General features: G+C 74.8%; 24 protein-coding genes. 11 read left to right on the top strand and 13 right to left on the bottom strand.

Features of this window, described 5'->3' with window-relative positions:
• Positions 1 to 27: 27 nt before the first annotated feature.
• Positions 28 to 528, bottom strand: a complete 501-nt coding sequence (locus ACFYSC_RS23295; protein ID WP_389965252.1) for a rhodanese-like domain-containing protein — start codon at positions 526 to 528, stop codon at positions 28 to 30.
• A gap of 137 nt (positions 529 to 665) precedes the next feature.
• On the opposite strand from ACFYSC_RS23295, the gene ACFYSC_RS23300 reads away from it, so the two are divergent.
• Complete coding sequence (locus ACFYSC_RS23300) at positions 666 to 1,655, top strand: helix-turn-helix domain-containing protein (RefSeq protein ID WP_389965255.1); 990 nt, start codon at positions 666 to 668, stop codon at positions 1,653 to 1,655.
• A gap of 31 nt (positions 1,656 to 1,686) precedes the next feature.
• Here ACFYSC_RS23300 and pip read toward each other — a convergent pair whose 3' ends face one another.
• From pip to sigJ, 5 genes are all read right to left on the bottom strand, one after another.
• Entirely contained in the window at positions 1,687 to 2,646 is a 960-nt protein-coding gene (gene pip / locus ACFYSC_RS23305) for a prolyl aminopeptidase (protein ID WP_389965258.1), read from the bottom strand.
• A gap of 232 nt (positions 2,647 to 2,878) precedes the next feature.
• A complete protein-coding gene (locus ACFYSC_RS23310) occupies positions 2,879 to 3,520 on the bottom strand; it encodes a TetR/AcrR family transcriptional regulator (protein WP_389965261.1) in 642 nt (213 codons plus the stop codon).
• A gap of 360 nt (positions 3,521 to 3,880) precedes the next feature.
• Positions 3,881 to 4,036: a hypothetical protein gene (locus tag ACFYSC_RS23315; RefSeq protein WP_389965264.1), complete on the bottom strand. Its 156-nt coding sequence runs from the start codon at positions 4,034 to 4,036 to the stop codon at positions 3,881 to 3,883.
• 329 nt (positions 4,037 to 4,365) lie between these two features.
• Positions 4,366 to 4,830, bottom strand: a complete 465-nt coding sequence (locus ACFYSC_RS23320; protein WP_389965267.1) for a carboxymuconolactone decarboxylase family protein — start codon at positions 4,828 to 4,830, stop codon at positions 4,366 to 4,368.
• Entirely contained in the window at positions 4,827 to 5,693 is an 867-nt protein-coding gene (sigJ, locus tag ACFYSC_RS23325; RefSeq protein ID WP_362942704.1) for an RNA polymerase sigma factor SigJ, read from the bottom strand. Before sigJ ends, ACFYSC_RS23320 begins: the two co-directional genes overlap by 4 nt.
• 142 nt (positions 5,694 to 5,835) lie before the next feature.
• On the opposite strand from sigJ, the gene ACFYSC_RS23330 reads away from it, so the two are divergent.
• Positions 5,836 to 6,096, top strand: coding sequence for a hypothetical protein (locus tag ACFYSC_RS23330; RefSeq protein ID WP_389965272.1), 261 nt, complete (start codon positions 5,836 to 5,838; stop codon positions 6,094 to 6,096).
• 104 nt (positions 6,097 to 6,200) lie between these two features.
• Positions 6,201 to 6,461, top strand: coding sequence for a hypothetical protein (locus tag ACFYSC_RS23335; protein ID WP_362942698.1), 261 nt, complete (start codon positions 6,201 to 6,203; stop codon positions 6,459 to 6,461).
• A gap of 98 nt (positions 6,462 to 6,559) precedes the next feature.
• On the opposite strand, the gene ACFYSC_RS23340 is transcribed toward ACFYSC_RS23335, so the two are convergent.
• Positions 6,560 to 7,231 carry an NADPH-dependent F420 reductase gene (locus ACFYSC_RS23340; RefSeq protein ID WP_389965276.1) on the bottom strand — a complete coding sequence of 224 codons (672 nt, stop codon included), beginning with the start codon at positions 7,229 to 7,231 and terminating at the stop codon, positions 6,560 to 6,562.
• Between the two features lie 175 nt (positions 7,232 to 7,406).
• Between ACFYSC_RS23340 and ACFYSC_RS23345 the strand changes: the two genes are divergently transcribed.
• Positions 7,407 to 7,805 (top strand): winged helix-turn-helix transcriptional regulator, encoded by a 399-nt coding sequence (locus ACFYSC_RS23345; RefSeq protein WP_389965279.1) that lies wholly within the window; start codon positions 7,407 to 7,409, stop codon positions 7,803 to 7,805.
• On the opposite strand, the gene ACFYSC_RS23350 is transcribed toward ACFYSC_RS23345, so the two are convergent.
• From ACFYSC_RS23350 to ACFYSC_RS23360, 3 genes are all read right to left on the bottom strand, one after another.
• Complete coding sequence (locus ACFYSC_RS23350) at positions 7,802 to 8,224, bottom strand: RidA family protein (protein WP_389965282.1); 423 nt, start codon at positions 8,222 to 8,224, stop codon at positions 7,802 to 7,804. The genes ACFYSC_RS23345 and ACFYSC_RS23350 overlap by 4 nt on opposite strands.
• 72 nt (positions 8,225 to 8,296) lie before the next feature.
• The gene (locus tag ACFYSC_RS23355; protein WP_389965285.1) at positions 8,297 to 9,133 is read right to left on the bottom strand and encodes a DoxX family protein; all 837 of its coding nucleotides are present in this window, start codon (positions 9,131 to 9,133) and stop codon (positions 8,297 to 8,299) included.
• Positions 9,134 to 9,299: 166 nt separating this feature from the next.
• Entirely contained in the window at positions 9,300 to 10,838 is a 1,539-nt protein-coding gene (locus tag ACFYSC_RS23360; RefSeq protein ID WP_389965288.1) for an MFS transporter, read from the bottom strand.
• Between the two features lie 308 nt (positions 10,839 to 11,146).
• On the opposite strand from ACFYSC_RS23360, the gene ACFYSC_RS23365 reads away from it, so the two are divergent.
• From ACFYSC_RS23365 to ACFYSC_RS23395, 7 genes are all read left to right on the top strand, one after another.
• Positions 11,147 to 12,811, top strand: coding sequence for a hypothetical protein (locus tag ACFYSC_RS23365; RefSeq protein ID WP_389965291.1), 1,665 nt, complete (start codon positions 11,147 to 11,149; stop codon positions 12,809 to 12,811).
• Between the two features lie 410 nt (positions 12,812 to 13,221).
• Positions 13,222 to 15,588 (top strand): AAA family ATPase, encoded by a 2,367-nt coding sequence (locus tag ACFYSC_RS23370; RefSeq protein ID WP_389965293.1) that lies wholly within the window; start codon positions 13,222 to 13,224, stop codon positions 15,586 to 15,588.
• Positions 15,589 to 15,870: 282 nt separating this feature from the next.
• A complete protein-coding gene (locus tag ACFYSC_RS23375; RefSeq protein ID WP_389965296.1) occupies positions 15,871 to 16,863 on the top strand; it encodes an ABC transporter permease in 993 nt (330 codons plus the stop codon).
• Positions 16,860 to 17,771, top strand: coding sequence for an ABC transporter permease (locus ACFYSC_RS23380; protein ID WP_389965299.1), 912 nt, complete (start codon positions 16,860 to 16,862; stop codon positions 17,769 to 17,771). The genes ACFYSC_RS23375 and ACFYSC_RS23380 overlap by 4 nt, the downstream gene beginning before the upstream one ends.
• Complete coding sequence (locus ACFYSC_RS23385) at positions 17,768 to 20,089, top strand: dipeptide ABC transporter ATP-binding protein (protein ID WP_389965302.1); 2,322 nt, start codon at positions 17,768 to 17,770, stop codon at positions 20,087 to 20,089. The genes ACFYSC_RS23380 and ACFYSC_RS23385 overlap by 4 nt, the downstream gene beginning before the upstream one ends.
• A gap of 204 nt (positions 20,090 to 20,293) precedes the next feature.
• A complete protein-coding gene (locus ACFYSC_RS23390) occupies positions 20,294 to 22,003 on the top strand; it encodes an ABC transporter family substrate-binding protein (RefSeq protein WP_389965304.1) in 1,710 nt (569 codons plus the stop codon).
• Positions 22,004 to 22,338: 335 nt separating this feature from the next.
• A complete protein-coding gene (locus ACFYSC_RS23395; RefSeq protein ID WP_389965307.1) occupies positions 22,339 to 23,445 on the top strand; it encodes a winged helix DNA-binding domain-containing protein in 1,107 nt (368 codons plus the stop codon).
• 159 nt (positions 23,446 to 23,604) lie between these two features.
• Here the strand turns inward: ACFYSC_RS23395 and ACFYSC_RS23400 are convergent, their stop codons facing one another.
• The 3 genes from ACFYSC_RS23400 to ACFYSC_RS23410 are packed head-to-tail and all read right to left on the bottom strand — an operon-like array spanning position 23,605 to position 26,455.
• Positions 23,605 to 24,816: an AAA family ATPase gene (locus ACFYSC_RS23400; protein ID WP_389965885.1), complete on the bottom strand. Its 1,212-nt coding sequence runs from the start codon at positions 24,814 to 24,816 to the stop codon at positions 23,605 to 23,607.
• A 5-nt stretch (positions 24,817 to 24,821) separates the two neighbouring features.
• Entirely contained in the window at positions 24,822 to 25,463 is a 642-nt protein-coding gene (gene pnuC / locus ACFYSC_RS23405) for a nicotinamide riboside transporter PnuC (RefSeq protein WP_362942659.1), read from the bottom strand.
• Between the two features lie 35 nt (positions 25,464 to 25,498).
• Positions 25,499 to 26,455, bottom strand: a complete 957-nt coding sequence (locus ACFYSC_RS23410; protein ID WP_389965310.1) for a biotin-dependent carboxyltransferase family protein — start codon at positions 26,453 to 26,455, stop codon at positions 25,499 to 25,501.
• Positions 26,456 to 26,475: the final 20 nt, after the last annotated feature.

A 26,475-nucleotide genomic window follows, 5' to 3' on the forward strand; every position in this document is an offset into this window, starting at 1 on the left:
GCCTCGCGCGTGTGAGCGGTGTACGGGTCAGCAGGCGCAGGCGGCGCCGGAGACGGGAGCGGTCAGCGGGTCGGGCCGGCGGCGGGAGACGCCGGTCGCCGTCGCCACGGCGAACCCCTCCCGCACCCAGTACTCGAATCCGCCGATCATCTCCTTGACGGGGTGACCCAGCCTGGCGAACTCCAGGGCGGCACGGGTGGCGCCGTTGCAGCCCGGGCCCCAGCAGTAGGTCACCACGGTCGCGCCCGCCGGCACCACCTCGGCGGCCCGGCGGGCGATCTCGGCGGTCGGCAGGTGGACCGCGCCGTCCACGTGTCCCTGCGCCCAGCTCTCCGCGCTGCGCGAGTCCACCACGACGATGCCCGGGACTCCGGAGGCCAGGTCCGCGGCGACGTCGGACACGTCGGTCTCGAACGCCAGCCGGTTCGCGAAGTGGGCCGATGCGGCGGCCCGGCCGGCGGCGGGGACCGCGGTGACGGCGGAGGCGACGGGGGAGGCGGCTGTGGCGGCGGAGGGGGAGACGGACATTCGGCATCCTTTCTGTGGACGTCGGTACCCGCCCGGCGAGGGGCGCGACCGGACGAGAAGGGGACGGGCACGATGATGGCGTCCGCGGCTCCGGGTCCGACAGTGGCACGAATGCCGTTCCCCGCTAAGATCCCGCCATGCCGTTCCCGATTCCGATGGAGCGCCGGGGTGCCCGCCGTACCGTCTCGGTGCTCGCCTTCGACGGCATGGCTCCCTTCGAGCTGGGCTGCGTCGTGGAGATCTTCGGCCTTCCACGGCCCGAGCTGGCGGTCCCCTGGTACGAGCTGACGGTGTGCGCCGAAAGCGGTGCGGACCTGCGCATCGCCGGCGGGTTCACCATGCGGGCGGCACACGGCCTCGACGTCGCGGCCGACGCGGGCACGGTGGTCGTCCCGGCCGTGCCGGACGTTTCCGGCTCGGTGTCGCCGGAGGTGGTCGCGGCGCTGCGGACGGCGCACGCCCGGGGCGCCCGGATCGTGTCGATCTGTTCGGGGGCGTTCGCGCTCGCCCAGGCGGGACTGCTGGACGAGCGGGAGGCCACCACCCACTGGAGGTACGCCGGGCTGCTGCAGCGGCGGTTCCCCCGGGTGCGGGTCGATCCCGGCGTGCTCTACGTGGACGGCGGGGACGTGCTGACCAGCGCGGGCAGCGCGGCCGGGCTGGACCTGCTGCTGCACCTGGTCCGCAGGGACCACGGGCCGGGCGTGGCCAACGCGGTCGCGCGCAGGCTGGTCGTCTCACCTCACCGGGAGGGCGGGCAGGCGCAGTTCATCGAGGCCGCGGTGGTCCCGGCGGAGGAGGACGACGGGGTGGCCGCCGCGATGGGCTGGGCGCTGGACCACCTGACCGGGCCGATCACCGTCGGCGCCCTGGCCCGGGCCGCCCGCATGTCGCAGCGCACCTTCGTCCGGCACTTCGGCCGCCGCACCGGCACCAGCCCGCTGCGCTGGGTGACGTCCCAGCGGATCGCGGCCAGCCTCCCGCTGCTGGAGTCCACGGCCGTGCCGGTCGAGGAGGTCGGGGCCGCGGTCGGGTTCGACAGCCCGGCGACCTTCCGCCATCACTTCACCCGGGCGATGCGGACCTCCCCGTCGGCCTACCGCAGGGCCTTCCGCGCCACCCCGTGAGCGGGAACGGTCGCCGGGGTTCACCCGGGGCTCACCGCGTGGCGAAGCGGTCGAGCGCGGCGCGGATCTCGTCGCGCATGGTGTCGCTGCCGGTGTGGCCGGAGTCCTCGATGACGATCAGCTTCGCGTCCGGCCATGCCTGGGCGAGCTCCCAGGCGGTGCCGACCGGGCTGCCGAGGTCGTGGCGGCCGTGGATCAGCACGCCGGGTATCCCGGCCAGGCGGTGCGCCTCGCGCAGCAGCACACCCTCCTCCAGCCAGGCGCCGTGGGCGAAGTAGTGGGAGCAGATCCGGACGAACGCCAGCATCGCGTCGGACGGCCGGTCGCTGTAGGCGCCCCGCCTGCCGTTCGGCTCCGTGGAGATCACCGCGTCCTCCCAGGCCAGCCAGTCGGCCGCCGCTTTGGCCCGCACCTCGGCGTCGGGGTGCTCCATGAGCCGGGCGTAGGCCGCGACCAGGTCGCCGTCGCGGTCGGCCTCGGGGAGGGCGGTGCGGAACCGGTCCCACGCCTCGGGGAAGAACCGGCCGACGCCCCGGTACAGCCAGTCGGTCTCCGAGCGCCGGGTCATGGTGACGGCGGGGATGACGATCTCCGACACCCGTTCGGGGTGGCGCTCGGCGTAGGCGAGGATGAGCGTGGACGCCCAGGAGCCGCCGAACAGCAGCCAGCGGTCGACGCCCAGGTGCTCGCGCAGCCGTTCCATGTCGGCCAGCAGGTGCTCGGTGGTGTTGACGCTCATGTCGGCGGCGGGGTCGCTCGCGTGCGGGGTGCTGCGCCCGCAGCCGCGCTGGTCGAACAGGATGACCCGGTAGCGCTCCAGGTCGAAGGAGCGGGCGTGGCGGGGTGCGGACTCCGCCCCCGGGCCGCCGTGCACGACGAGGGCGGGCTTGCCCCCGGGGTTGCCGTACACCTCCCAGTGGACGAGGTTGCCGTCGCCGACGTCGAGCATGCCGTGGTCATGGGGTTCGATCGGGGCGGGGGGCTGCGTCATGTCGGGTTCCCTTCGACGGTGCGCCGTACGGTGTGACGGCACGGCCGGGCAAGGCTCCCGAAAATACAACAGCGCTGTTACATAAGCGAATCGATTTACCCGCCACCGGGCCGGAACCGCTCGGCGGCCGCCCGCGTCACCTGATCGACCTCATGGACACCGCGGCCGCCGTCCGGCCCGGCGGGACCTGGCCGCGCTCGCCCCCGGCGAGAGCGGACCGGCGCCGCCCGGGTCAGCCGGTCGTCCAGCGGCGGGTGACCTCCTCGGCGGTCGGCGGCGGGCCGGGCGGGGGAGGGGCGGAGGTCAGGCGCAGAGCGTCCAGCATCAGGGTGAGATGGCGGCGCCGTATCTGCGCGGTCCGCTCCTCGTCGCCGAGGTGGAGGGCGGCGAGCTGGTCGAAGATCAGTGACATGTCGGCGGTGTTCAGACCGGGCCGCAGGACGCCCGCCCGGGCGGCGCGGTCGAATACCTGCTCGGCGAGCCCGCCGGCGCGGGCTGCCTCGCGCCCTAGCTCCTCGGTGGGGGTGAAGGTGCCGGCGAGGTTGATCGTCAGGGAGTGGACGTCGGCGTCCACGATGCGCCGCATGAAACCGGCGAGCGCCTCCCACGGGTCGTCCCGGTTCGACAGGGCGGTCTCGGCCTCCGCGATGTAGGTCCGCAGCCCGTCGGAGCAGAGTTTGCGCAGGAGGTCCTCCTTGCCGGCGTAGCGGCGGTAGAGCGCGCTGATGCCCACCCCTGCCCGCTCGGCCACCGCCGAGATCGGGGCGCCGGGGTCGGCGACGAACACCGCCCGCGCCGCTTCGAGGATCACCTGGTCGTTCCGGGCGGCCTGGGCCTTGCGGCCGCTCATGGGGGCCGGGGTCGTCGTCTCCACCCTTCCACTATAGTCACGGAACATAATCTTCCGTTCTATTACTGGTGGCGTGGCCTCGGATGCCGGGGTGATCCGTGGTGATCCGTGGCGGTCCGTGGCGGTCCTGGAAGGACGGCCTCGGAAGGACGCCCCGGTGAGGGCGGCTTGAGGGAACGCTCCGGCGAGGAAGGCGTGAGGAGGGCGCCTCGGCAAGGAAGGTCCGGAAGGGGCGGCCTGAGAGGGACGCCTTCGTGAGGAATGCCCGAGAGGGACGGCTCGGGAAGGACGGTCCAGGGGAAACGGCTCCGGAAAGCCGGAAGACCCGCCCCGGGCGGGTCTTCCGCTGCGTCTCGGCGGGAACCCCGCCACCCCTCGGACGGATCAGGCCGCCGGTGTGGGGCCGCTCGTCCGCGGGAAGAGCACGACGTTGCGTCCGGCGTAGGCGCGGAGGTCGACGACCTTGGCGTCCCTGGAGGGCCCGCGGTCCTTCGCGGAACGGATATCCCTGATCTTGAGCCGTGCGACCTGAGGCGGCACGACCGCAAGTCTCCTCATTGAACAGCCCCCCGGCGTGATGATTCCGTTACGCGAGTTGTTTACAGAGAACCGCGTAAAACCACTGTAAAGGGACGTTCAATAAGGAAGCATGCGGCCCGACGGGGTCCGCAGGTCCGGCTCGGTGCCGACGGTGCGGCGGCGCCGGTCACGCGGCCTGATGGTCTTGCTGCGTCGCATGGTCCGCCCCCCTTTTCTTTACGCCTGGTGTGTCCGATATCACCCGGCATTCCCCGCCGCGAGCCGGTGTAAAAGGCCGGCTCGCACGGAAAGCCCGTGCGAGCCAACCTAGCCCCGGGAGACCCTCCGCATCAACCGCTTTGGTTGCGAAGAGAACCCGCGACCTTACGCGTGGTGACGCAGATCCGGTTCCAGGCGTTGATCGTCGAGATCGCCATCACGAGCGCGGCCAGGAGCGGCGGCTCGAAGTGCCGGGCGGCCTCCTCCCACACGTGGTCCGGCACCGCCTCCGCCCGGTCGCTGAGCCGGGTGGCCTCCTCGGCCAGGGCCAGGGCCGCCCGTTCGGCGTCGGTGTAGTACGGCGTCTCCCTCCAGGCGGCCACCGAGAACAACCGCTCGTCGCTCTCGCCGGCCCGCTTCGCCTCGTGGCTGTGCATGTCCACGCAGAAGCCGCAGCCGTTGATCTGGCTGGCCCGCACCTTCACCAACTCCAGCGTGGGTCTCGGCAGGCCGCTGCCGTTGAGGTACTTCTCCAGGCCCCGCATGGCCTGGTAGCCCTCGGGGGCGACTTCGGCGATGTCCATCCGTTCCTTCATGGAATGCTCCTCAGCTTCTCCGGGTTCATCACGATGTAGATCTCGGTGATCCGGCCACCGGCCGTGTTCAGCGTGTAGACGCCGTGCGGCGCGCCCCGCCGGAACCGCAGCAGCCCCGGCCAGCCGTTGACCGCGACCGGAGCGAACCCGCGGGAGGGGCCGTACCGCCTGGTGATCCCGATCAGGAAGCGGGCCACCCGGTCGGCGCCGCGGACGGGCCGCCTGGCGGCGGTGACCAGGCCGCCCCCGTCGCTGCGCAGCACCACGCCGGGGTCGAGCAGCTCCATCAGCGCGCCGATGTCGTCCCCGGAACCGGCCCGTGCGAACGCCTCGACCACCCTGCGGTGCTCGGCGGCGTCCACCTCGAACCGGGGCGCCCGCGCCGCGACGTGCCGGCGCGCCCGGGCGGCGAGCTGGCGGCAGGCGGCCGGTGAGCGCCCCACGGTCCGGCCCACCTCGTCGAACGGCATCCCGAACACGTCGTGCAGCACGAACGCGGTGCGCTCGGCCGGGCTGAGCGACTCCAGCACGACGAGCATCGCCATGCTCATCGACTCGTCCAGCGTCACCCGGTCGGCCGGGTCGCCCCCGCCCACCACCGGCTCGGGCAGCCACGGTCCGACGTACTCCTCCCGGCGCGCCCGCGCCGAGCGCAGCACGTCCAGCGCGAGCCGGGAGACCGTGACCACCAGCCAGCCCGTGACGTCCCGGATCTCCTCGCGGCCGGCGCGGCCCAACCGGAACCACGCCTCCTGGACCACGTCCTCGGCCTCGTCGAGGCTGCCGAGCAGGCCGTAGGCCACGCCCACCAGGCGGGGCCGGATCGCGGCGAACTCGGCGGCGAGATCTTCATCGGTCTTCACACATGGAGGACGGGACACCCTTCGAGTGTGTGACATCCGCCGGTCGGAGCCGCCGCCGGAGCACCCGGAAAGGCACGGAAACCCGGAGGGGGCCGGGGAAGGTGATGATTGCGCCCCCTCGCGCGGCGCGTGTTGACTTACCATGACGGAGACGCGAAAGGGCGGGGGTGAAGTGAACGTCATCGAGCCCACCCCCGTCCACGCCGCGGCCTGCGAGACCGCCTCCGAGCACTGGTGCGGGCGCGGTGCGTGCCCCGTGGCCTGTAGCGACCCGGGCTGCCCCGTCTGCCATCCCGAGCCTCCCGACTCGGTCGTCGTCTTCCGCACCCGGCCCGCGGCCACCCCCGGGACGCAGGGCGATTTCGGGATGCGGGTCGCCTCCGGGATGCATGCCCCCGCCTGACTCCGGTCCCGCGATGACGGGTCAACGTTCGACCGGCTTCGTCTGAGGCCGTCCCCGGCCGGGTAGACCCATGGCGAGGACGCCGCCGGTTTTCGGGGGGAGACATGGCTCGGTGTGAGGTCTGCGGCAACGACTACGACATGTGCTTCGAGGTGCACGCCCAGGGGGCCGTGCACGTCTTCGACAGCTTCGAGTGCGCGATCAGCGGCATGGCGCCGGTCTGCGAGCACTGCGGTGTGCGGATCGTCGGGCACGGGGTGGAGGCCGACGGGCGCTGGTACTGCTGCGCGAACTGCGCCCGGCAGGAGGGAGCCGAGGCGATCGTGGACCGGGTCGGGGTCCCGGCCCAGCAGCGCGGCCTGTAGACCGCCGTCCGGATCGGCGCGACGGGACCACAGCCGGAGCCGGTCGCGGCGGGATCTCCGTCCGGATCGGCGTGGCCGCTGCGGGGTCCGCGCCCGGGTCAGCGCGTGGCCGCGGCGGGATCGCCGAACGCGTACCGCGCGGGCGGCAGCACCGCCCGGGCGTCCGCGCCGCGGAACCACAGGCCGACCATGAACGCCATCGTCGCCTCCAGCAGCCCGGCGCGGTCCAGGCCGCCGGCCTCGACGGCCTCGCAGCCCAGGTCCTCGGCCAGGGACCGTACCGTCGCGAGCGCGCCGGGGTCGTCCCCGCACAGCGGGACGGCCAGCCGTTCGCCGTCGAAGACGGGCGGCGTCATCCGCCAGACGTCCTCGTGGCAGAGGTTGAACGCCTTGACGACGCGGGCGCCGACCGCGATCTCCGCGACGCGCCGGGCCATCGAGGGGCCGCCCTCGGCGGCGAGGACGAACTTCCCGGGGACCACGGAGTTGGTGCAGTCGATCAGCACGCGCCCGCGCAACGCCCCGTCCGCCGCGCCGGCCGCCGCCAGGACGTCGGGCACCGCCTCCGCGTGTACGGCCAGCAGCACCGCCTCCCCGAACCCGGCCGCCTCGGCCCAGGCGCCCGCTCGGGCCGCCGGTCCCAGACGCTCCGCCAGGGCCGCGGCCTTCGCCGCGTCCCGGCCGCTCACCATGAGCTCGTGGCCCGCGCGGGCCCACTGCGTGCCGAGGGCGTCGGCCATGTTGCCCGCCCCGAGGATGCCGATGCGCATCCGTCCTCCCCATGTCGTCATGCCGTCATGCCGTCGTGGCCGGCGCCCGTGGACCAGGTGACGACCCGGCCCGCGCGCCGTCCGGCCCGGCTCCGCGCCGCGGGCCGGTGGGAACGACCATAGGCAAGCCGTAAGGCACCGTTCGGTGCGCGACGGCGGCGGCATAATCGGTGACGTGGACGTGCTCCTCGCCGACTGCCGTGCCCGGCTCGCCTTCGACCTGATCGGCAACACCTGGAACGCCGTCGTGCTGTGGGCGCTGCGCTCCGGCCCGCGCAGGCCGGGGGAACTGCGAGGGGGGATCGGCGGGATCAGCCAGAAGGTGCTCACCGAGACGCTCCGCAGGCTGGAGTACAACGGCCTCGTCGGACGGCGGGCCTACCCGGAGGCGCCCCCGCGGGTCGAGTACGGCCTGACCGACCTGGGCCGCAGCCTGGTGCCGCTGATCGGGGCGTTCGGGGAGTGGGCGTTCGAGCACGGCGACGACGTCCTCGCCGCCCAGGACCGGGCCGAGGCTCTCATCCCGGGGTGTCCCCGCGACCCGCGTCCCCGGCCCGGCGAGGACCTCCGCTAGCCGCGTCCGGCGGCGCGCGGGACGGCGGCCACGGCCTCCACCTCGACGGCGAACTCGGGGGCGGCCAGGGCCGCGACCACCGCCAGCGACTGGGCGGGCCAGTCGCCGTCCGGGAACCACCTGCCGAACGCCTCTCCCATCGCCGCGCGGCAGCCCGGCAGGTGCTCGGTCCCCGCGACCATCGTGAACACCTTCACCAGGTGCGCCGGCGTCGCGCCGATCGATTCGAGCAGCAGCTCGATGTTGACGTAGACCTGCCGCGCCTGTGACTCCGCGTCCGGGCCCGCGAGGGCGCCGTCCGGCAGCACGCCGAGCTGCCCGGAGATCATCACCAGCTCGTGGCCCTCGGGCACCGCCGCGAGGTGGCTGTAGCGGCCGGCCGGGGCGGCCACGACGTCGGGATTCCAGCGGCGGATCATCGAAACTCCTTGTATCCGGACACGACGGACTGTCCGCCGCATCCTTCCACAGAGCACATCGGACGGGGCCGCTCAGTCTCCCCGGGGCTCGTCCCGCCGGGCCACCAGGACGTCGTGACTTCCGGAGGGGCCGCCGGCACCTCCGCCCGGGACGTCACGCGGATCCGCGGCGCCTCCCGGTCCGGGGGTCTTCTCCCGGGTGCCGGGCGGGTCCCCGCCGACGGTGGTCCCTCCCGTCTCTCCGGCGTTCCCGCCGTCCCGGGTGTCCCCGGTGTCCCCGTACGGGTGCGCCCGCTGCCGGGCGGGGAACTCCGCGGTGTCCCCGCCGGGCGCCGGCCCGCGCCCCGTCCCCGCCGGCCCGGCGTCTCCCGCGTCCGCGGAACCCGCGGCTCCGGCGGTGGTTCCGGCGGTCCCAGCGCCCCGGGCGGACTCCGGCTCGCGCAGCGCCGCGATCACGTCGTCGGCCTCGGTCTCGGCGGCGAAGTCCTGGGCGGCCTCGGCCTCCCGCCGCCTCATCACCAGCAGGTGGTCGACCGACAGGCGGCCCGCGCCGACGACCGCGAGGAGGACGGAGGCGGCGCCGAGCGCGATCACCAGGCTGACGTCCCCGCCGGTCAGTGGCAGGCCGTGCTCGCCGGTGGTCACGACGAACACCGCGACGGCCTCGGCGAACAGCACCAGACCGCAGGCGGGAACCGCCAGCCCGGCCACCAGGAGCACCCCGCCGACGAGCTCGATCAGCATCGTCGCGGCGGCCCAGGCTCCGGGCGCGGGCGCCCCGAGGGACGTGAACTGGTCGTTGGTGGCGGTCAGGCCCGCCTCCAGCTTGTGCCAGCCGTTCGCGAAGAAGATCCCGCCCACTCCCAGCCGGGCGGCCAGAGCGGCGAGATCGCGGAGGGTTTGTCGCACGGTTCCTCATTCTGGGGAGATTCCGCGTTCATGCCCATAGCTGACCGCGAACGGGTTTCTCAAACGCCCGGCGTGCCGCCGGAAAAAACGCCTCTCCGGCCCGGTCCGTCCTCCTTGACCGGTCCGGCCGGCTCTCCCCGACCGGCCTCGCGGCCCCGGGGCCGGCTCAGCCGGAGTCGTCCCGCCGGTCGCGCGGCACCAGCAGCGCCACGGCGGCGGCGGTGCCGGCCAGCAGGAGCAGGCTCACCAGGACCGTGGTGTGCAGGCCGGAGACGAAGGCGGCGCGGGCGGCGTTCAGCAGCGCCGTACCGGTGCCGCCGCCGACCTCCCGCGCCACGTGCGCGGCGGCGGCGAGCGACTGGCGGGCCTGGTCCATCAGCGCGGGCGGGACGCCCGGGACCCGGGCCAGCGAAGGCGCGTAGACGAGGGTGGTGACCGTGCCGAGGATCGCCACGCCCAGGCCGGCACCCAGCTCGTAGGCCGTCTCCTCGATCGCCGCGGCGCCGCCGGCGCGATCCTCGGGGGCGGACGACATGATCGTGTCGGAGGCGGCGAGCAGGGTGACCTGGATACCGAAGCCGATCCCGACGAAGCAGAGCGCGAGGACCAGGGGATGGGCCTCCGTACCCCAGGTGAGCGGGGGCGTCAGCGACAGGGCGGTCAGCGCGAGCCCGCCGCTCATCGTGGCGCGCAGCCCGAACCAGCGCAGCAGCCGAGCGCCGGCCAGCCCGCCGCAGACGGCGGCGACCATGAGCGGCAGCATGCGGATCGCCGCTCCGAGCGGGCTGTCGCCGAGCACGAGCTGGAGGTACTGGGCGAGCATCAGCTCCAGGCCCACCAGGGCGAAGACGGCCAGCAGCACCGCCGCCACGCCGACGGAGAAGGCCCGCCGCCGGAACAGATCGAGGTCGAGCAGGGGGAACGCCAGCCTTCGCTGCCGTCGCACGAACCAGACCAGCAGCCCGGCCCCGCAGACGAACGCCGCGATCCCGGCCGGATGGCCCGAGCCCGCCTCCTTCAGCCCGAAGGCCAGCGCGAGGATGCCCAGCACCGACAGCAGCGCGCTGGGCGCGTCCCACGGCTTCGGGTCACGCGGACGGCACTCGGGCAGCAGCCTGGCGGCGGTGGGCAGCAGCACCAGCAGGATCGGCACGTTGATCAGGAAGACGGCGCCCCACCAGAAGTGCTCGACGAGCAGACCGCCGATGACCGGCCCCACCGCGGCCCCGGCCGCCGCGACCGCGCTCCACACGCCCAGTGCGAGCGCGCGCTCCCGGCGGTCGGTGAAGACCTGCCGGATGATGGACAGCGTGGCCGGCATGATCATGGCTCCGCCGACGCCCAGGAGCACCCGCGCGGAGATGAGGGTGAGCGGGGTCGGCGCGAAGGCCGCCGCGGCCGAGGCGACGCCGAAGACGAGGTAACCGGCGAGCACCAGGCGCTTGCGTCCGTGGCGGTCGCCGAGCGTGCCGAAGGTCAGCAGCAGCGGCGCGACCACCAGCGAGTAGGCGTCGATGATCCACAGCAGTTCCACCGAGCTCGGCTCCAGCGCGGCGGTCAGCGCCGGGACCGCGATGTGCAGGACGGTGGCGTCCACCGCGATGAGCAGCAGACTGAAACAGAGGAGGGCGAGGACCGACCAGCGGTTCGGCTCGCCCGTCCGCCGACCCCCCTCGCGCCGCGAGGGCGCCACCGCGACCCTCATGGCGCTCATCGGCGGCGGGGGGTCTTGCCGGCCTGGACGAACATGCGACGCAGCTTAGGCGAAGTCGGGCACTGATTGAGTCGGCATCGAGGTTATCGGTTCACGGCGGTACGCCCGCGGCGGCCGCGCGCACCGGCGTGGGGCGGACCGGCGCGCGCCACCTCTCTAGAGAGATACAGGCATGTGGCCGCCGTCTAGGCAAACGCCGCCTCCGCACAGATCATGGCCATCGTGGCCGATGAGCGCGGAACCCGCGGCGAGCCCGGCGAGAGACACGACACCCACCGGACCCCCGGAGGTCGCGGCCGGTGAGAACGAGATCCGCGGAGAACGGAACCCCACCGCCGGCGGATCCCTGTGACCCGCGCGAGTGGTGCGCCCTGGCCGCGTGGCACCTGGCCGAGGACCGGCCCGAGGCCGCGCTGGAGGCCGCCCGCCGGGCGGTGGAGCGCGACCCGGGCGCCGAGTACGCGGCAGGGTGGGGCTACCGCCTGGCCAGCCTCGCGTTCGAGCGCCTCGGCCGCTCCGCCGAGGCCGTCGCCGCCGCGGAGGAGGCCGTACGGCTGGCTTCGGGGTCCTGGACGGCGCGGCTGCGCCTGGGGGCGGCCCTGCGGCACGTGCCCGGCCGCTGGCGGGAGTCGAGGGCGCAGGCGGCGCGGGCCGTGCGCTACGCGCCGCAGGAGCCCGACCCCCACGTCCTCGTCGGCGACCTCGCTCTGCTGCGCGGCGAGCACCGTGCGGCCGGGGACTCCTACCGGGAGGCGCTGCGCTGGCTGGACGGGCACCCCGGGGCGAGGGTCGGCCTGGGCCTGGCGCTGCTTCGCTGGGAGAGCCCCCGGGACCACCACGACCCGGCGTGGCCGGTGGATCCGCGCGAGACCGGGCGGGCGAGGCGGGCCCTGGAGTCGTGGGCCCGGCAGACCCGCCTGCTGCTGGCCGCGGCGCTCGTCACGGCGGCCGTCGCGGCCTTCGGAGCCGGCCTGGTGACCTGGGCGGAGATCGGCTGCGGCGCGGTGCTCGCGGCCGTCGTGGCGATCACCCTCCGCCAGGCCCGCCGGGTCAGGCTCTGGTCCTACGTCCCCGGCATGCTCGCCAGGGACGTGTGGCTCGCGGTGTCCGTGTCGGTGACCCCGGTCGCGCTCGCCGCCTACGTCGCGGCGGTCGCCACCCTGCCGCGGGCGGTCTCCCGGTCCGCGGCGGGGGATTTCGACGGCGCGTGGGCCGTCCTGGCCGGGACGGCCCTGCTCAACGGCGTCGCCGTGTTCGTGCTGCGCGTCCTGGCCGAGGCGTGGCGGGGACGGCCGGTCGCCGCTCTGGCCCAGTTCGCCGCCGCCGGCGGGGACCGTACGGCCCGGCGCGCCGCCGACGTGACCCTGTGGCTGGTGGCGGGCCGCATGTGGTCGGCGCTCGCCGTCGTCGCGGCGGCCGTCCGGATCACCGGGTACGGGCGCGGCGGGGTGGGCGATCTGGCCTGGTGGTGCGCCGTGACGGCCCTGGCGGTGTTCGCGGCGGTGTTCGCCGTCCGGTCGGCGCGGGCGTGGTGGCAGGGGTCGCCGGGCCCCTGGCGGGCGTCCCTGATCATGCACGACGGTCGTGACGGCCGGCTGCCGGGTGACGCCGGGCCCCCGGTCGGCCTCAGCGGTGACGTGCGCCGTGCCTTCGTCCACGCCCGGGAGGTGGTGCTCGCCTGCGCCGCCTCCGGTGGGCCCCGCGCGCTCGCGGTCGGCGCGGTCGGCGCGATCGGGCCGGGCGGCGAGTTGCGCCTGGTCGCCGGGGAGGACGCCTGGGAGGCGGCCGAGCGCGATCCCCGGGTGGCGGTTTTCGCCGCCGACCCCGTCGAACGCGGGTTCTGGGTCGAGGTGCGCGGCGTCGCGGTCGGCGACCCCGAGGCCGGCGTGCTGCGCGTCACCCCCGAGCACGTCACGGTCGGCGAGTTCCCCGGACGCCACCGGGGCCGGGCTCGCGCCGGCTGAACATCGAGTCCGTACGGGCTGGACACCGGGCCCGTACCGGTTGGACTCGGGCCCGCGCCGACCGGACATCGAGTCCGCGCCGACCGGACATCGAGTCCGCGCCGACCGGACATCGAGTCCGCGCCGACCGGACATCGAGTCCGCGCCGGCCGGACATCGGATCCGCGCCGGATACCGGGCCCGCACCGGCCGGACACCGGGCCCGCACACGCGGGCTTGCCGGACGGTGAGATTTCCCTGCCGGTTTGCCGTGACGCGTGGCGGGCAGGAGGCCGCCGCCCGGATCGTGGGGTTCATCCGGTCCTACCGCTTCACCCGATCATGACCGAACGGCGGCGTGGCGCGACGCCCAGGCACGCGCGAACGTCTGTCCGGTGCGGTATAACCGGGTGGCAAACCGGGGAGGCGTGATGCGGGAACCCGACATGGCCCGGCCGGCGGGACGCGCGGCGGCACGTGACGCGTTCGAGCAGGTGCGGATGCGATACTTCCGCCTCCCCCCTCCGGTGCGGCGGCTGATCCACGTCGCGGTCCTGGTCGCCGCGGCCGGGCTGGCGCTCGGCATGGGCTGGTCCCTCCTCACCGTGCTGCCCGTCACGATCGCCCTGCTCGGCTTCGTGTCACTGGCCCTGCGCTACCCCCGCGCCGCCGCCACCGTGGCGGTCGTGGCCGCCTGGATGCTGCCGGCACTCCCGATCTTCGGGTTCGTCTTCGGACCCTCCCTGGCCCCGACCGGGATGATGCTGCTGGCGCTGCCCGTGGCCGGTCTGGCGCACGTCATCCGCTGGGTCCCCCCGTGGATGACCACGCTCATGGCCCTGGCCGCGGCCGGGGTGGTGGCCGTCGCCGCCGGACTGACCGTGCCGGGCGTCGCCGTGTGGGCCGCCTACGGCGCGGCCGCCGCGGTGCTGGTGTACCGCTTCGTCCAGGCGCGCCGGGCCAAGGCCGCGCTGGACGCCGCCGACGGACACGCGCGGCCGGAACGGGCCGGCCGGGCCGAGCGGCTCCGCGGCAGGGAGGGAGGCCCGCCGGCCGCCGCGTCCGCCGGCCGTACCGCGCCGCCGCCGATCTCGGTGGAGGAGGCGCTCGGCGAGCTGGACGCCATGATCGGCCTCGCCCCGGTGAAGGAGCAGGTGCGGTCCATCGCCGCCTCGATCGAGGCGGCCCGGCTGCGCAGGGAGGCCGGATACACGACCGAGCCGCCGATGCGCCACTTCGTGTTCGCCGGTCCGCCCGGCACGGGCAAGACCAGTGTCGCCCGGACCGTCGCGAAGATCTTCTACGCCTTCGGCCTGCTGGAGACCCCGTACGTGGTGGAGGCCCAGCGGGCCGACCTGGTGGGGGAGTTCCTCGGCGCCACCGCGATCAAGACGAACGAGCTGGTCGACCGGGCGCTCGGCGGGGTGCTGTTCATCGACGAGGCCTACGGTCTGATCAACTCCGGTGACGGCCAGCCCGACCGGTTCGGCGCGGAGGCCGTGCAGACGCTGCTCAAACGGGCCGAGGACGACCGCGACCGGCTGATCATCATCCTGGCCGGCTACGAGAAGGAGATGGCCTCCTTCCTGTCGTCCAACCCCGGGCTGTCCAGCCGGTTCGCGAGCCGGATCCACTTCCCCGGCTACGCGCCCGAGGAACTGCTGCGGATCACCGAGCTGCTGCAGCGGGGACGCGGCGACCGGACGGCCCCGGACGCCGCGCCCGCGCTGCTCGCCCGGTTCGAGGACGTCCACCGGCGCGGGCTGGTCGACGAGCTGGGCAACGCCCGGTTCGCCCGCAGCCTCGTCGAGGCCGCCGCCCAGGCCCGCGACGTGCGCGTGGTGGGCGCGGGAGGCGCGCCGACCACCGAGGACCTCGTCACCGTCACCTCAGCCGACGTCGCCAAGGCGTTCGACGAGCTGACCGCCCGCTACCGCGGCTACCAGGCGGCCCCCAGCCTGGAGGAGGCGCTCGCCGACCTGGACCGGATGGCCGGCCTGGAGCCGGTCAAGCAGCAGGTGCACGCGATCACCGCGCAGCTCAGGGTGGCGAGGATGCGCCAGGAGCGCGGCCTGCCGACTCCGCCGCAGATGAGGCACTTCGTCTTCACCGGCCCGCCCGGCACGGGCAAGACCACGGTGGCCCGCATCGTCGGCCGCATCTTCGCCGCGCTGGGCCTGCTCGCCCAGCCCGACGTGGTGGAGGCCCAGCGGGCCGACCTGGTGGGACAGCACCTCGGCGCCACCGCGATCAAGACGAACGAGCTGGTCGACCGGGCGCTCGGCGGGGTGCTGTTCATCGACGAGGCGTACAGCCTGGTCAACCCGGGCTACGCCGGGGGTGACGCCTTCGGCGCCGAGGCCGTGCAGACGCTGCTCAAGCGGGCCGAGGACGACCGCGACCGGCTGGTGGTCATCCTGGCCGGCTACGAGGACGAGATGGACCGCTTCCTGGCGACCAACCCCGGCCTGGCGAGCCGGTTCAACCAGCGGGTACGGTTCCCCTCCTACGCGCCGGGCGAGCTCGCCGAGATCGCCGAGCTGCTGGCCCTCCGGGCCGGCGACCGTTTCGACGAGGCCGCCCGGCGGGACCTGTCGGAGGTCTTCACCTGGGTCTGCGACAACGGCCTGATCGACGGCCTGGGCAACGGCCGGTTCGCCCGCTCGCTGTTCGAGCGCGCCGCGATGTGCCGGGACGTCCGGCTGGCCGCCCTCGACGGCACCGCCAGCGCCGAGGAGCTGACCACCATCACCGGCGCGGACCTGCGGGCCGCCGTGGACGAGCTCGCCGGCCGCTGACCCGCGCGCCGTCTCCCGGCGCTCCCGGTTCGGAAAGGCCCGTTCCGCGGGAGCCGGGAGCCGGGGCGGGGAGCCGGGGCCGGGGGCCGCCTCGGAATCCCGGCTCCATGCTCCGGCCCGGGGCTCCGGGAGCCGGGATTCCGCGCTCCGGCCCGGGGCCCGGCCGTACCCGGGAGGCGCTTGACCGAGACCGCACCCCCGATTGGGCACGTAGCGTGTTCGTGCTGCTGCATTATGTAGCAGGATGGCTGCCGACGGCGCGCGGGAACGCGGAGGGGGACGATGGCGGGATTCCTTTTCCGCAGGCTGCTCAACTACCTGGCGTTGATCGCCGTCGCCACGAGCCTGGCCTACGCGCTGGCGGCCACCGCGCTGAACCCGCGGGCCAACTACGAGGGCCGCAACCCGCCGATCCCGCCCGCCGTGGTCGACGCCCGCCTGGCCGAGCTGAACCTCGACGATCGCACGCCGCTGCCCGAGCGTTACCTGAGGTGGGCGGGCGGGGTCGTGCGCGGCGACTTCGGCAGGACGGTCACCGGCGGGTCGGTCAACCAGGACCTCGGGCGGCGGATCGGCGTCACCCTGCGGCTGATCACCGCCGGGCTGCTGCTCGGCAGCGTCACCGGCGTGCTCGTCGGGGCCTGCGCGGCCGTCCGGCAGTACGGCCCGTTCGACCGATTGTCCACCGGCGCGTCGTTCGCCGTGCTGGCCGTCCCCACCGTCGTGCTCGCCAACGTCCTGATCATCGCCGCGGTCTGGTTCAACTACCTGGTGGGCGCCCACGTCTTCCTGGTCAGCGGTGAGGCGACGCCGGGCCTTCCCGGCGGCTTCGCCGCGCAGGCGGCCGACCGCCTGCGGCACCTGGCCCTGCCGACGCTGTCGCTGTCGCTGGGCCTGGCCGCGGTCTACAGCCGCTACCAGCGCAACATGATGCTCGACGTCCTGGGGGCCGACTTCGTGCGCACGGCCATGGCCAAGGGGCTGCGCCGCCGTACCGCGCTGGTCAGGCACGCGCTGCGCACCGCGCTGATCCCGGCGGTCACCTACTTCGCCTTCACCTTCGGCGCGCTGCTGGTCGGCACGACCTTCACCGAGAAGATCTTCGGCTGGCACGGCATGGGGGAACAGCTCGTCGACTCCATCTCCGCCAACGACGTCAACACCGTCGCGGCGATCAGCTGCTTCGCCGCCCTCGCGGTGCTGGCCGCCGCCCTGGCCTCCGACCTGATGCACGCCGTCCTCGACCCGCGGGTCCGGGTGGGGGCGGGCCGATGAGCGTCACCGGCGAGGAGCTCGCCGAGCAGCTGGAGGCGGGAGACCGGCTCGGTGCGCCGTCGCGGCTCCGGGTGGTCGCGGGCCGCTTCTTCGGCTCGTTCCAGGGCCGGGCCGGGTTCGCGCTGCTGGCGCTGATGTTCCTGCTGGCCTTCGCCGGCCCGCTGCTCGGCCGGTGGAGCTACACCGACCGCGACTTCACCGCCTTCCTCGCGCCGCCCTCGTCCGTCCACTGGTGGGGCACGCTGCAGACCGGAGCCGACGTGTACGCCGTCACGCTGCGCGGCATGCGGCGGTCGCTGGTCGTCGGCCTGCTCGCCGCGGTCGTCGGCACCGCGCTGGCGGCCGTGGTGGGAGCGTTCGCCGGATACTTCGCGGGCTGGACCGACCGGGTGCTGACCTGGTTCACCGACCTGCTGCTGGTGCTCCCGGCCTTCCTGATCCTGGCGGTCATGTCGCCGCTCTTCGCGAGCGGTCAGTGGCCGCTGTTCGTGCTGGTGCTGGCGCTGTTCCTGTGGATGGTCACCTCCAAGATCGTGCGGAGCGTGACGATCTCGCTCCGGGAGCGGGAGTTCGTGCACGCCGCCCGGTTCATGGGGGTGCGGCCCACCACGGTCGTCTTCCGGCACATCCTGCCGAACATGTCCTCGCTGCTGGTCGTGGACGCCACGCTCAACGTCAGCGCCGCGATCCTCACCGAGACCTCCCTGTCCTACTTCGGCTTCGGCATCCAGCCGCCCGACGTCTCGCTGGGCAGCCTCATCGCCGACGGCACGAAGACGGCCCTGTACGCCCCGTGGACGTTCTGGTTCTGCGCCGGGCTGCTGGTCGTGACGGTGCTCGCGGTCAACATGGTCGGAGACTCCCTGCGGGACGCCTTCGACCCGGCCTCCGGGAGAGGACGCGGATGAACCTCCGGGAGAGGACGCAGATGAAGGGGTACGGCGGGCTCCGGGCGGAGACGGCGGGCCGTCCCGGCACGGGCCGGACGCACCCGGCCGGCCCGGCGGATCGGGACGATCCGGCTGACCGGGGCGACTCGGCGGACCGCCGTGACCCGGCGGAGCGGCCAGGCCCGGTGCTGGAGGTGACCGGCCTCCACGTGACCTTCGGCGCGGGGGCCGGGGCGGTGCGCGCCGTACGGGGGGTGAGCTACGCCGTCCGGCCGGGGGAGGTGCTGGGCGTCGTCGGCGAGTCGGGGTCTGGGAAGTCGGTCACCTCGCTGGCCGTGATGGGCCTGCTGCCGCCGCACGCCCGCGTCACCGGCTCGGTGCGGCTGCGCGGCCGGGAGATCCTCGGGGCGGACGAGAAGACCCTCTCGGCCGTCCGGGGCAAGGCGATCTCGATGGTCTTCCAGGACCCGCTCTCCGCACTCACCCCGGTCTACCGGGTGGGCGACCAGATCGCCGAGGCGGTCAGGATCCACCAGCGGGTGAGCAGGGGGGACGCCGCCCGCCGGGCCGTCGAGCTGCTCGACCTGGTCGGCATCCCCGACGCCGCGCGGCGCGCCCGCGCCTTCCCGCACGAGTTCTCGGGCGGCATGCGTCAGCGCGTCATGATCGCGATGGCGATCGCCAACGACCCCGACGTGATCCTCTGCGACGAGCCCACCACCGCCCTCGACGTCACCGTCCAGGCCCAGGTGCTGGAGGTGCTGCGGCGGGCGCGGCGTGAGACCGGCGCGGCGATCGTGCTGATCACCCACGACCTGGGGGTGGTGGCCGGGTTCGCCGACCGGGTGATGGTCATGTACGCCGGGCGGCCCGTCGAGACCGGGCCGGTGGACGACGTCTACCTGCGGCCGCGCATGCCGTACACCGCGGGCCTGCTCGCCGCGGTCCCACGGCTGGACGCCGCGGAGCGGCCGGTGCCGATCGAGGGGACGCCGCCGTCGCCGGCGGCGCTGCCCCCGGGCTGCCCGTTCGAGCCGCGTTGCCCCCTGGCGGTCCCCGCCTGCGCCGCCGCCGAGCCCGCCCTGGAACAGGTCGGCTCGCCCGGCCACCTGGCCGCGTGCGTCCGCGCGGGCGAGATCGAGGCAACGGGCGGGGCCGTGCTCGCGGTCCGCCCCCCGGGCGTCCTCCCGGCGGCGGGTCTTCCGGCTGAGGCAGGCGTCCCGGCACGGATCGGTGAGACGACCGGCGGGGAAGTCCCGGAAGAACCCGGCGGGACGGCCGACGAGAGAGTCCCGGAGGGGCCCGGCGGGCGCGCGGCACGGCCGCGGCGGGACCGTGAGGTGGTCCTCGCGGTGGATGGCCTGGTCAGGCACTACCCCCTGACGAAGGGGACGCTCCTGCGGCGGCGGATCGGCACGGTCCTGGCGGTGGACGGCGTCTCCTTCGACGTCCGGGAACGCGAGACGCTGGCGCTCGTCGGGGAGTCCGGCTGCGGCAAGACGACGACGCTGATGGAGATCCTGAGGCTGGAACGGCCGCAGGGCGGCACGGTCACCGTGCTGGGCCGCGACGTCGCGGCGCTGGGGGCCCGCGACCGGATGGCGATCCGGCGCGACCTGCAGGTCGTCTTCCAGGACCCGATGGCCTCGCTCGACCCCCGGATGACGGTCTACGACATCGTCGCCGAGCCGCTGCGCACCCACGGGGTGCGGCGGCCGGGGCCGAGGGTCCGCGAGCTGCTGCGCCTGGTCGGACTGGAATCCGGCCATGCCGCGCGCCACCCGCAGGACTTCTCCGGGGGACAGCGCCAGCGCGTCGGCATCGCCCGCGCGCTCGCGCTGGAGCCCCGCCTGGTCGTGCTGGACGAGCCGGTCTCCGCGCTCGACGTGTCGGTCCGGGCGGGCGTGCTCGACCTCCTCACGGACCTCAAGGCGCGGCTGGGCCTGTCCTACCTGTTCGTCGCGCACGACCTGGCCGTGGTCCGGCACCTCGCCGACCGGGTCGCGGTCATGTACCTCGGGGTGATCGCCGAGATCGGCCGGGTCGATCGGGTCTACGCCGCGCCGCTGCACCCCTACACGCGGGCCCTGCTGTCGGCCGTGCCGGTGCCCGATCCCGTCGCGGAGCGCTCCCGCGGGCACGTCCTGCTGGAGGGCGACCTGCCCAGCCCGGCCGACCCGCCCTCCGGCTGCCGGTTCCGCACCCGTTGCCCGCTGTTCCGGATGCTCGGCGAGGCCGAGCGGGCGCGGTGCTCGGGCGAGCGGCCCCCGCTCCGGACGTTCGGCGACGACCACGCCGTCTCGTGCCACTTCGCGGAGAGATCCGGAGCCGGATGAGACCGCCGGCCGGGGGAGCACGCCGTACGGGGGTCGCGGCGGGTGGGCGGTCGCGTCACGAAGCCGGGGAGCACGCCGTACCGGGGCCGCGGCGGGTGGTCGGGCCGCGTCACGAGGCCAGAGAGGCGACGTCGGACGAACCAGTCGGACGAACCAGTCGGATCAACCAGTCGGACGAACCAGTCGGATGAACCAGGAGGAAGCGTGACATCATTCCGGCGCGCGGCCGCGTTCGCCGCCGTGCTTGCCACGGCCTGGGCGCTCGCCCTGACCGGCTGCGCCGGCGGGCGGGGAACCGGGCCGGGCGGGGACGACAGGGCCGGCCCGATCCGCGCCTACGACATCAACCCCGTCCCGCGCGAGGGGGTCAAGAACGGCGGGCGGCTCCGCTGGGGCCTCAGCGAGTATCCGGCCAACTGGAACCTCAACCACGTCGACGGCAACTCCGCGATGGTCAAGAAGGTCATCGACGGGCTGATGCCCTCCGCCTTCCGCTCCGACGAGCAGGGCCACGTGTCGGCGAACACCGACTACGTGCTCTCCGGCGAGGTCACCGCGCGCACCCCCAGGCAGGTCGTCACGCTGCGGCTCAACCCCCGGGCCCGGTGGTCCGACGGCACCCCGGTCACCTGGGAGGACTACCGCGCCCAGTGGCGGGCGCTGAACGGCTCCGATCCCGCCTACCGCGTTGCCGGAACCACCGGCTACCAGGACATCCAGGACGTCGCCAGGGGCCGGGACGACCACGAGGCCGTCGTCACCTTCGCCCGTCCCTTCGGCGACTGGCAGTCGCTGTTCGGGCCGCTGTACCCGAGGTCCACCAACGCCACCCCCCAGGCGTTCAACACCGCCTGGCTGAACCGCATCCCGGTGACCGCGGGGCCCTTCAGGCTCGGCTCGTTCGACCAGACGGCCAAGACCGTCACGCTCCTGCGGGACGACCGCTGGTGGGGCGACCGGGCCAAGCTGGACCAGATCATCTTCCGGGCGATGGAGAGCGACGCGCTGGTCGGCGCGTTCAGCAACGGCGAGCTGGACACCTTCGACGTCGGCCCGTCCGCACCCGACTACATGCGGGCCAGAAGCACTCCGGACGCGGTCGTACGGCAGGCCGCCGGCCCGGACTTCCGGCACATCACGATGAACGGCGAGAGCGCGGCGCTCTCCGACGTCCGGGTGCGCCGGGCCGTCGCGACGGGCATCGACCGGCAGGTCATCGCCCGGTCCGACCTGCAGGGCCTCGACTGGCCCATCACCCTGCTGGGCAACCACTTCCTGATGAACACCCAGGAGGGCTACCGCGACAACGCCGGAAGGACCGGCGTCTACGACCCCGCCGAGGCCGGGCGGCTGCTGGACGCCGCCGGATGGAGGCTCTCCGGCCAGACCCGCCGCAAGGACGGCCGGGACCTGAGCCTGCGTTTCGTCGTGCCGTCCGGTCTCCAGCTCACCAAGTCCGAGGCCGAGCTGGTGCAGAGCATGCTCGCCCGGATCGGCGTCAGGGTCGTCATCCAGTCGGTGCCCAGCGACGACTACTTCACGAGATACATCATCCCCGGCAACTACGACATCACCGCGTTCTCCTACGTGGGCACGCCCTTCCCCGTCTCCAGCGGCTACGGCCAGTACGCCGACGCGTCCAAGGACGCCGCCGGGCACCTCCGGTGGAACGCCAACCTGGGCCGCATCGGCTCCCCGCGGATCGACGCCGCCATGCAGAAGGCGACCGCCGAGCTCGACCCGGAGCGGGCCCTGGCCGCCACCAACGCCGCCGACCGGCTGATCTGGGAGGAGGTCAACGTGGTGACGCTCTACCAGCGCCCGCAGAACGTCGCGGTCGGCCGCGACGTGGCCAACTACGGCGCCCGCGGCTTCTACGACCTGCGCTACCAGGACATCGGTTTCACCCGCTGAATCCGCGCCGGCGTCCCCGGGGACGGGCCCGCTCGGCTCGCTCGGCTCGCCCGGTCCGCCCGGCCTGCCAATCCGCCCGGTCCGCCCGGTCCGCCCGGTCCGCCCGGTCCGCCCGGTCCGCCCGGCCTGCCAATCCGCCCGGTCCGCCCGGTCCGCCCGGTCCGCCCGGTCCGCCCGGTCCGCCCGGTCCGCCCGGCCCGCCGGTCCGGCCGGTGCCCCGGGAGCCGGGCCCCCATGCAGAACGGCGGTCGGCACAGCGGCCGGTACGGTGGCCGGCCCGCGCGGTCCGGCCGCCGGTGATCTCTGCACCGGGGCGGTGGTGTAGAACCTGATCCATGTCTGTCTCCGTGACCTGGCCGCAGGTGCTCGCCTGGCGGCTGAGGCGGCAGTTCGTCGACCCGGTGGCCGGCCCGGACGCGGTCTCGGTGGTCCGCCGCCTGACCGGGGTGCAGGCGCAGGTGGCCTCCTCCGCCGAGCTGGCCGTGGCCGTACGGCACGCCGCCCCCCGCCCCGGCGAGCTCGACGAGGCCCTGTGGCGCGACCGCACCCTGGTGAAGACCTGGACGGCGCGCGGCACCCTGCACCTGGTCCCCGCCGACGAGCTGGCCGCCCACACCTCGGTCCTCGGCTCCTTCCGCCACTGGGAGAAGGGGTCCTGGCAGCGAGGCCACGGCGTCTCCGCCGCCGAGGTCGTCGCGATCCTGGAGGCGGTGCCCGCGGCGCTCGCGGGCCGCGCGCTCACCCGCGAGGAGCTGGTCGAGGCGGTCGTCGAGACCACCGGCGACGCTCACCTGCGGGAGGCGCTCACCTCCGGCTGGGGCGCCCTGCTCAAGCCGCTCAGCTTCCTCGGCGAGCTCTGCTACGGTCCGCCGCGCGCGGGCCGGGTGACCTTCGTCAGCCCCCGCGACTGGCTGGCCGGGCACCGGCCCGGATCGCTCCCTCCCGAGGAGGGCGGCGTGCGGCTGGTCCGCTCCTTCCTCGGCGCGCACGGCCCCGCCACCCCCGAGACCTTCGACACCTGGCTCTACCGAGGGGGAGCCCGGAAGGCGGCGCTGCGTGGCTGGTTCGGCGACCTCGCCCCCGAGTTGGCCGAGGTCGAGGTCGAGGGACGGCCGATGACGATCCTCGCCGGGCACCTCGACGACCTGGCCGCGACCGTCCCCGCCGCCGGAGTCCACCTGCTGCCCGGCTTCGACCAGTACATCCTGGGCGCTCCCCGCGACCTCACGCCGCTCCTGCCCGCGGCGGCCCGGCCGAAGGTCAGCCGGGCCGCCGGCTGGATCTCCCCGGTCGTGGTCCACCGGGGCCGGGTCGCCGGGGTCTGGGAGGCGAAGGACGGCGAGATCGTCCTCGATCTCTTCGAGGACGTGCCCGCCGCCGCCCTGGCCGCCGAGACCGAACGCGTCGGGGCCCTGCTGCGGCGGGGGCGGACCGGCGCCTGAGCGGCGGGGCCCCGCCGAGCCCGGGGCCCCGCCGCGCCCGCCGCCCCGCCGCGTCCGCCCGTCCGGTGCGCCCGGCGCCCCGGCCGTGTCAGCGCCCCGGCTGTCCCGGTGGCCCGGGTGCCCCGGCCACACGGGCTCCCCGGCGGTGCCGGGGAGCGGTCACAGCGGTGGGGCGAACGTCCAGCCGCGTGCCAGCAGGGCGTCGACCGCCTCGACGGCCCGCTCCAGCCGCGCGGCCGGAGGCCCGGACACCACGACGTGCGGCAGCCCCCGCGCCCGGAGCTCCTCGCGGAAGCGGGCGTCCATCCGGTGCCGGATCGCCTCGCCGTCCCGCCAGCCGTCCTGTTCGAACGGCACGTCCTCCACGGAGGTGTGGATCCACAGGTCGTGCCGGGCCCGCGGGGGAACGGCGCAGGCCGTCCCGAGGTAGCGCTCGTGCCACAGCGAGGTGGCGAACGCGTCGGTGTCGCACACCAGCAGCGGGGAGCCCACGCGGGCGGCGGCGTCCTCCCAGGTGAGCTGGCGCTCGGCGATCTCCGTGAACTCCGCGGAGTCCCACTCCAGGCCGTCCAGCCACGGCTCGGGAAGCCCGGCCGCCTTCGCCCGGCGGCGGGCCAGGGCGAGCTTCTCCTCGCAGTACGTCCTGCCGTACTCGGGCACCCAGCGGGTCGCCGCCCAGGGCCCGCCCCGGGCGGCGTAGTGGGCGGCCAGGTCCCTGGCCAGGGTGGTGGTGCCGCTGGACTCGGCGCCGACGACCGCCACGCGGCGGGCCAGGTGGCCGCGGACCGCCGGGGACAGCCACGGCCAGCACGCCACCGGGTCGCGCCGGACCATCGTCCCGCTCACCGGGAACCGCGCCCGGGTCGCGTCGACGCTCACGTGGGCGGCGCCGAACCGGCGGGCCAGCTCCGGGCCGTACTCCTCCGAGGAGAAGACCGCGTCGATCCGCGGGACGACGCCGTGCGCCAGGGCGAGCGCGTGCCGGAACACCGCCACGTGCGCGGCCCAGATCCCCGGATCGCCGTAGTCGATCTCGACGTCGTCGACCACCGGGGCGATCGTCACGCCGGGCTGCGGGTGGGCTTCGCGCAGCCAGGCGGCGCGCAGCGCCAGCGGGACGCTCTCCGCCGACGAGGCGGTCACCACCACGCTCACCCGGGCGCACCGGGCCGCCGCGGTGTCGACGAGGTGGTGGTGACCCGCGTGCGGAGGGTAGAACTTGCCGATCACCAGCCCGTGGGCGAAGGACCCGGCCGCGCCGTCCGCCCCGGTCGCGTCATCCGGAAGGCCCGCCCCGCTCACGTCGCCCGGACGACCCTCGCTCACATCGCCGGGACGGCCCGGCCCGCTCACGTCGCCGAAGCCGCTCATCCCGGTCACGCCGTCACCGGGACCGGCCGGGCCGCGAGCTCTCCGCGCCAGGCCCGCAGGCCCGCGACGCAGAGCGCGAGGAAGACCACGTACAGGACGGCGGTGAGGTACAGCCCCTTGTAGGCGTAGAGCGGGATGTAGACCAGGTCGGCCGCGATCCACAGCCACCACGACTCCACGAGCTTGCGCGTCTGCCCGTAGGTGGCCGTCAGCGACAGCGCGGTGGTCAGCGCGTCCCAGAAGGGCACGGTGGAGTCGGTCCAGGTCGCGAGGGCGACGGTGAGCACGGCGGTGGCGGCGGCGCCGCAGAGGGCCAGCGCGGTCCACTCGGCGCGGCGGGTCCGGCGCACCGCCGGCCGGGTGCGGCCCGCCCCGCCGTACGTCCACTGCCACCAGCCGTACGCGCCGAGCGCCACGTAGAGGACCTGCAGGGCCGCGTCGGCGTAGAGCCCGACGGCCAGGAACACCAGTCCCAGCAGGACCACGTTGGCGATCCCGATCGGCCAGTTGGCGATGTGCTGTCGGGCCACCAGCCAGACCGTGAGGATGCCGCTGGCGAAGCCCAGCAGCTCGGCCCAGCTGGTCGGCGTCCCGGCGAGGGTGAAGGCGGGCTGGAGGAGGGGGTCCAGCAGTTCGGCGAGGGACATGCGCTCTCCTTTATCGTCGATATGACGATAAAGGGTCAGCGGAGACGGAACCAGACCGGGTCCCCCGGACGCAGTTGCGCGGCCGTCGCCAGGTCGGCCGGGACGACGACGGCGATGACCGGATAGCCGCCGGTCGGGGGATGGTCGGCGAGGAAGACGATCGGCCGGCCGTCCGGCGGAACCTGAACCGCCCCGGCCACCATGCCCTCGCTGGGCAGCTCACCGTGGCGGACGCGCCGCAGGACCGTCCCCGTCAGCCGTACGCCGACCCGGTTGCTGTGCTCGCTCACCCGGTACGGCGCGGCGCACAGCGCCTCCAGCGCGTCCGGGGCGAACCAGTCGTCGCGGGGGCCGGGAAGCACCCGCAGCACGCCCCGCGGGGCCGGAGGCGGCGGCGCGGCGTCGACGACGATCGGCCGCAGGCCGGCGGCCGGGCCCAGAGGCAGGCGCAGCCCCGGGACCAGCGGTGCCGGGCCCAGGCCGGAGAGCGCGTCGGTCGAGCGGCTGCCCAGGACGGCCGGCACGTCGAGGCCGCCGCGGACCGCGACGTAGGTGCGCAGCCCCTCGGCGGGCGTCCCCACCCGCAGCTCGCCGCCGGGCGGCACCCACACCGGCGCGTACGGCCCCGCGGTTCCGGGTCGTGCCGGACCCCGTGCCGCGTCCCGCGAGGGCCCGGCGGCGGGGGAGCCGGCCGGGTCCCCCGCTCCACCGGGGACGTGGAGCGTGAGGGGGCAGGGTGCCCCGGTGACGGCGACCCAGGCGCCGGCGGGGAACCGCAGGCGGGCGCCACCGAAGGTCAGCTCGATCCCGGCGGCGTCCTCGGGGTTGCCGACCAGCCGGTTGGCCAGCCGCAGGCTCGGCGCGTCCGCGGCGCCGGAACGCGGCACCCCGAGGTGGCCGTGGCCGGGACGGCCCAGGTCCTGCACGGTGGCGTACGGGCCGGGCGCGACCACCTCGACCACGCGGGGGCCGGGAGCCGGCTCCGGGCTCATCCCGCACCGCCGGGACGGCC

The sequence above is a fragment of the Streptosporangium sp. NPDC004379 genome (assembly GCF_042873875.1).
Taxonomy (GTDB): domain Bacteria; phylum Actinomycetota; class Actinomycetes; order Streptosporangiales; family Streptosporangiaceae; genus Streptosporangium.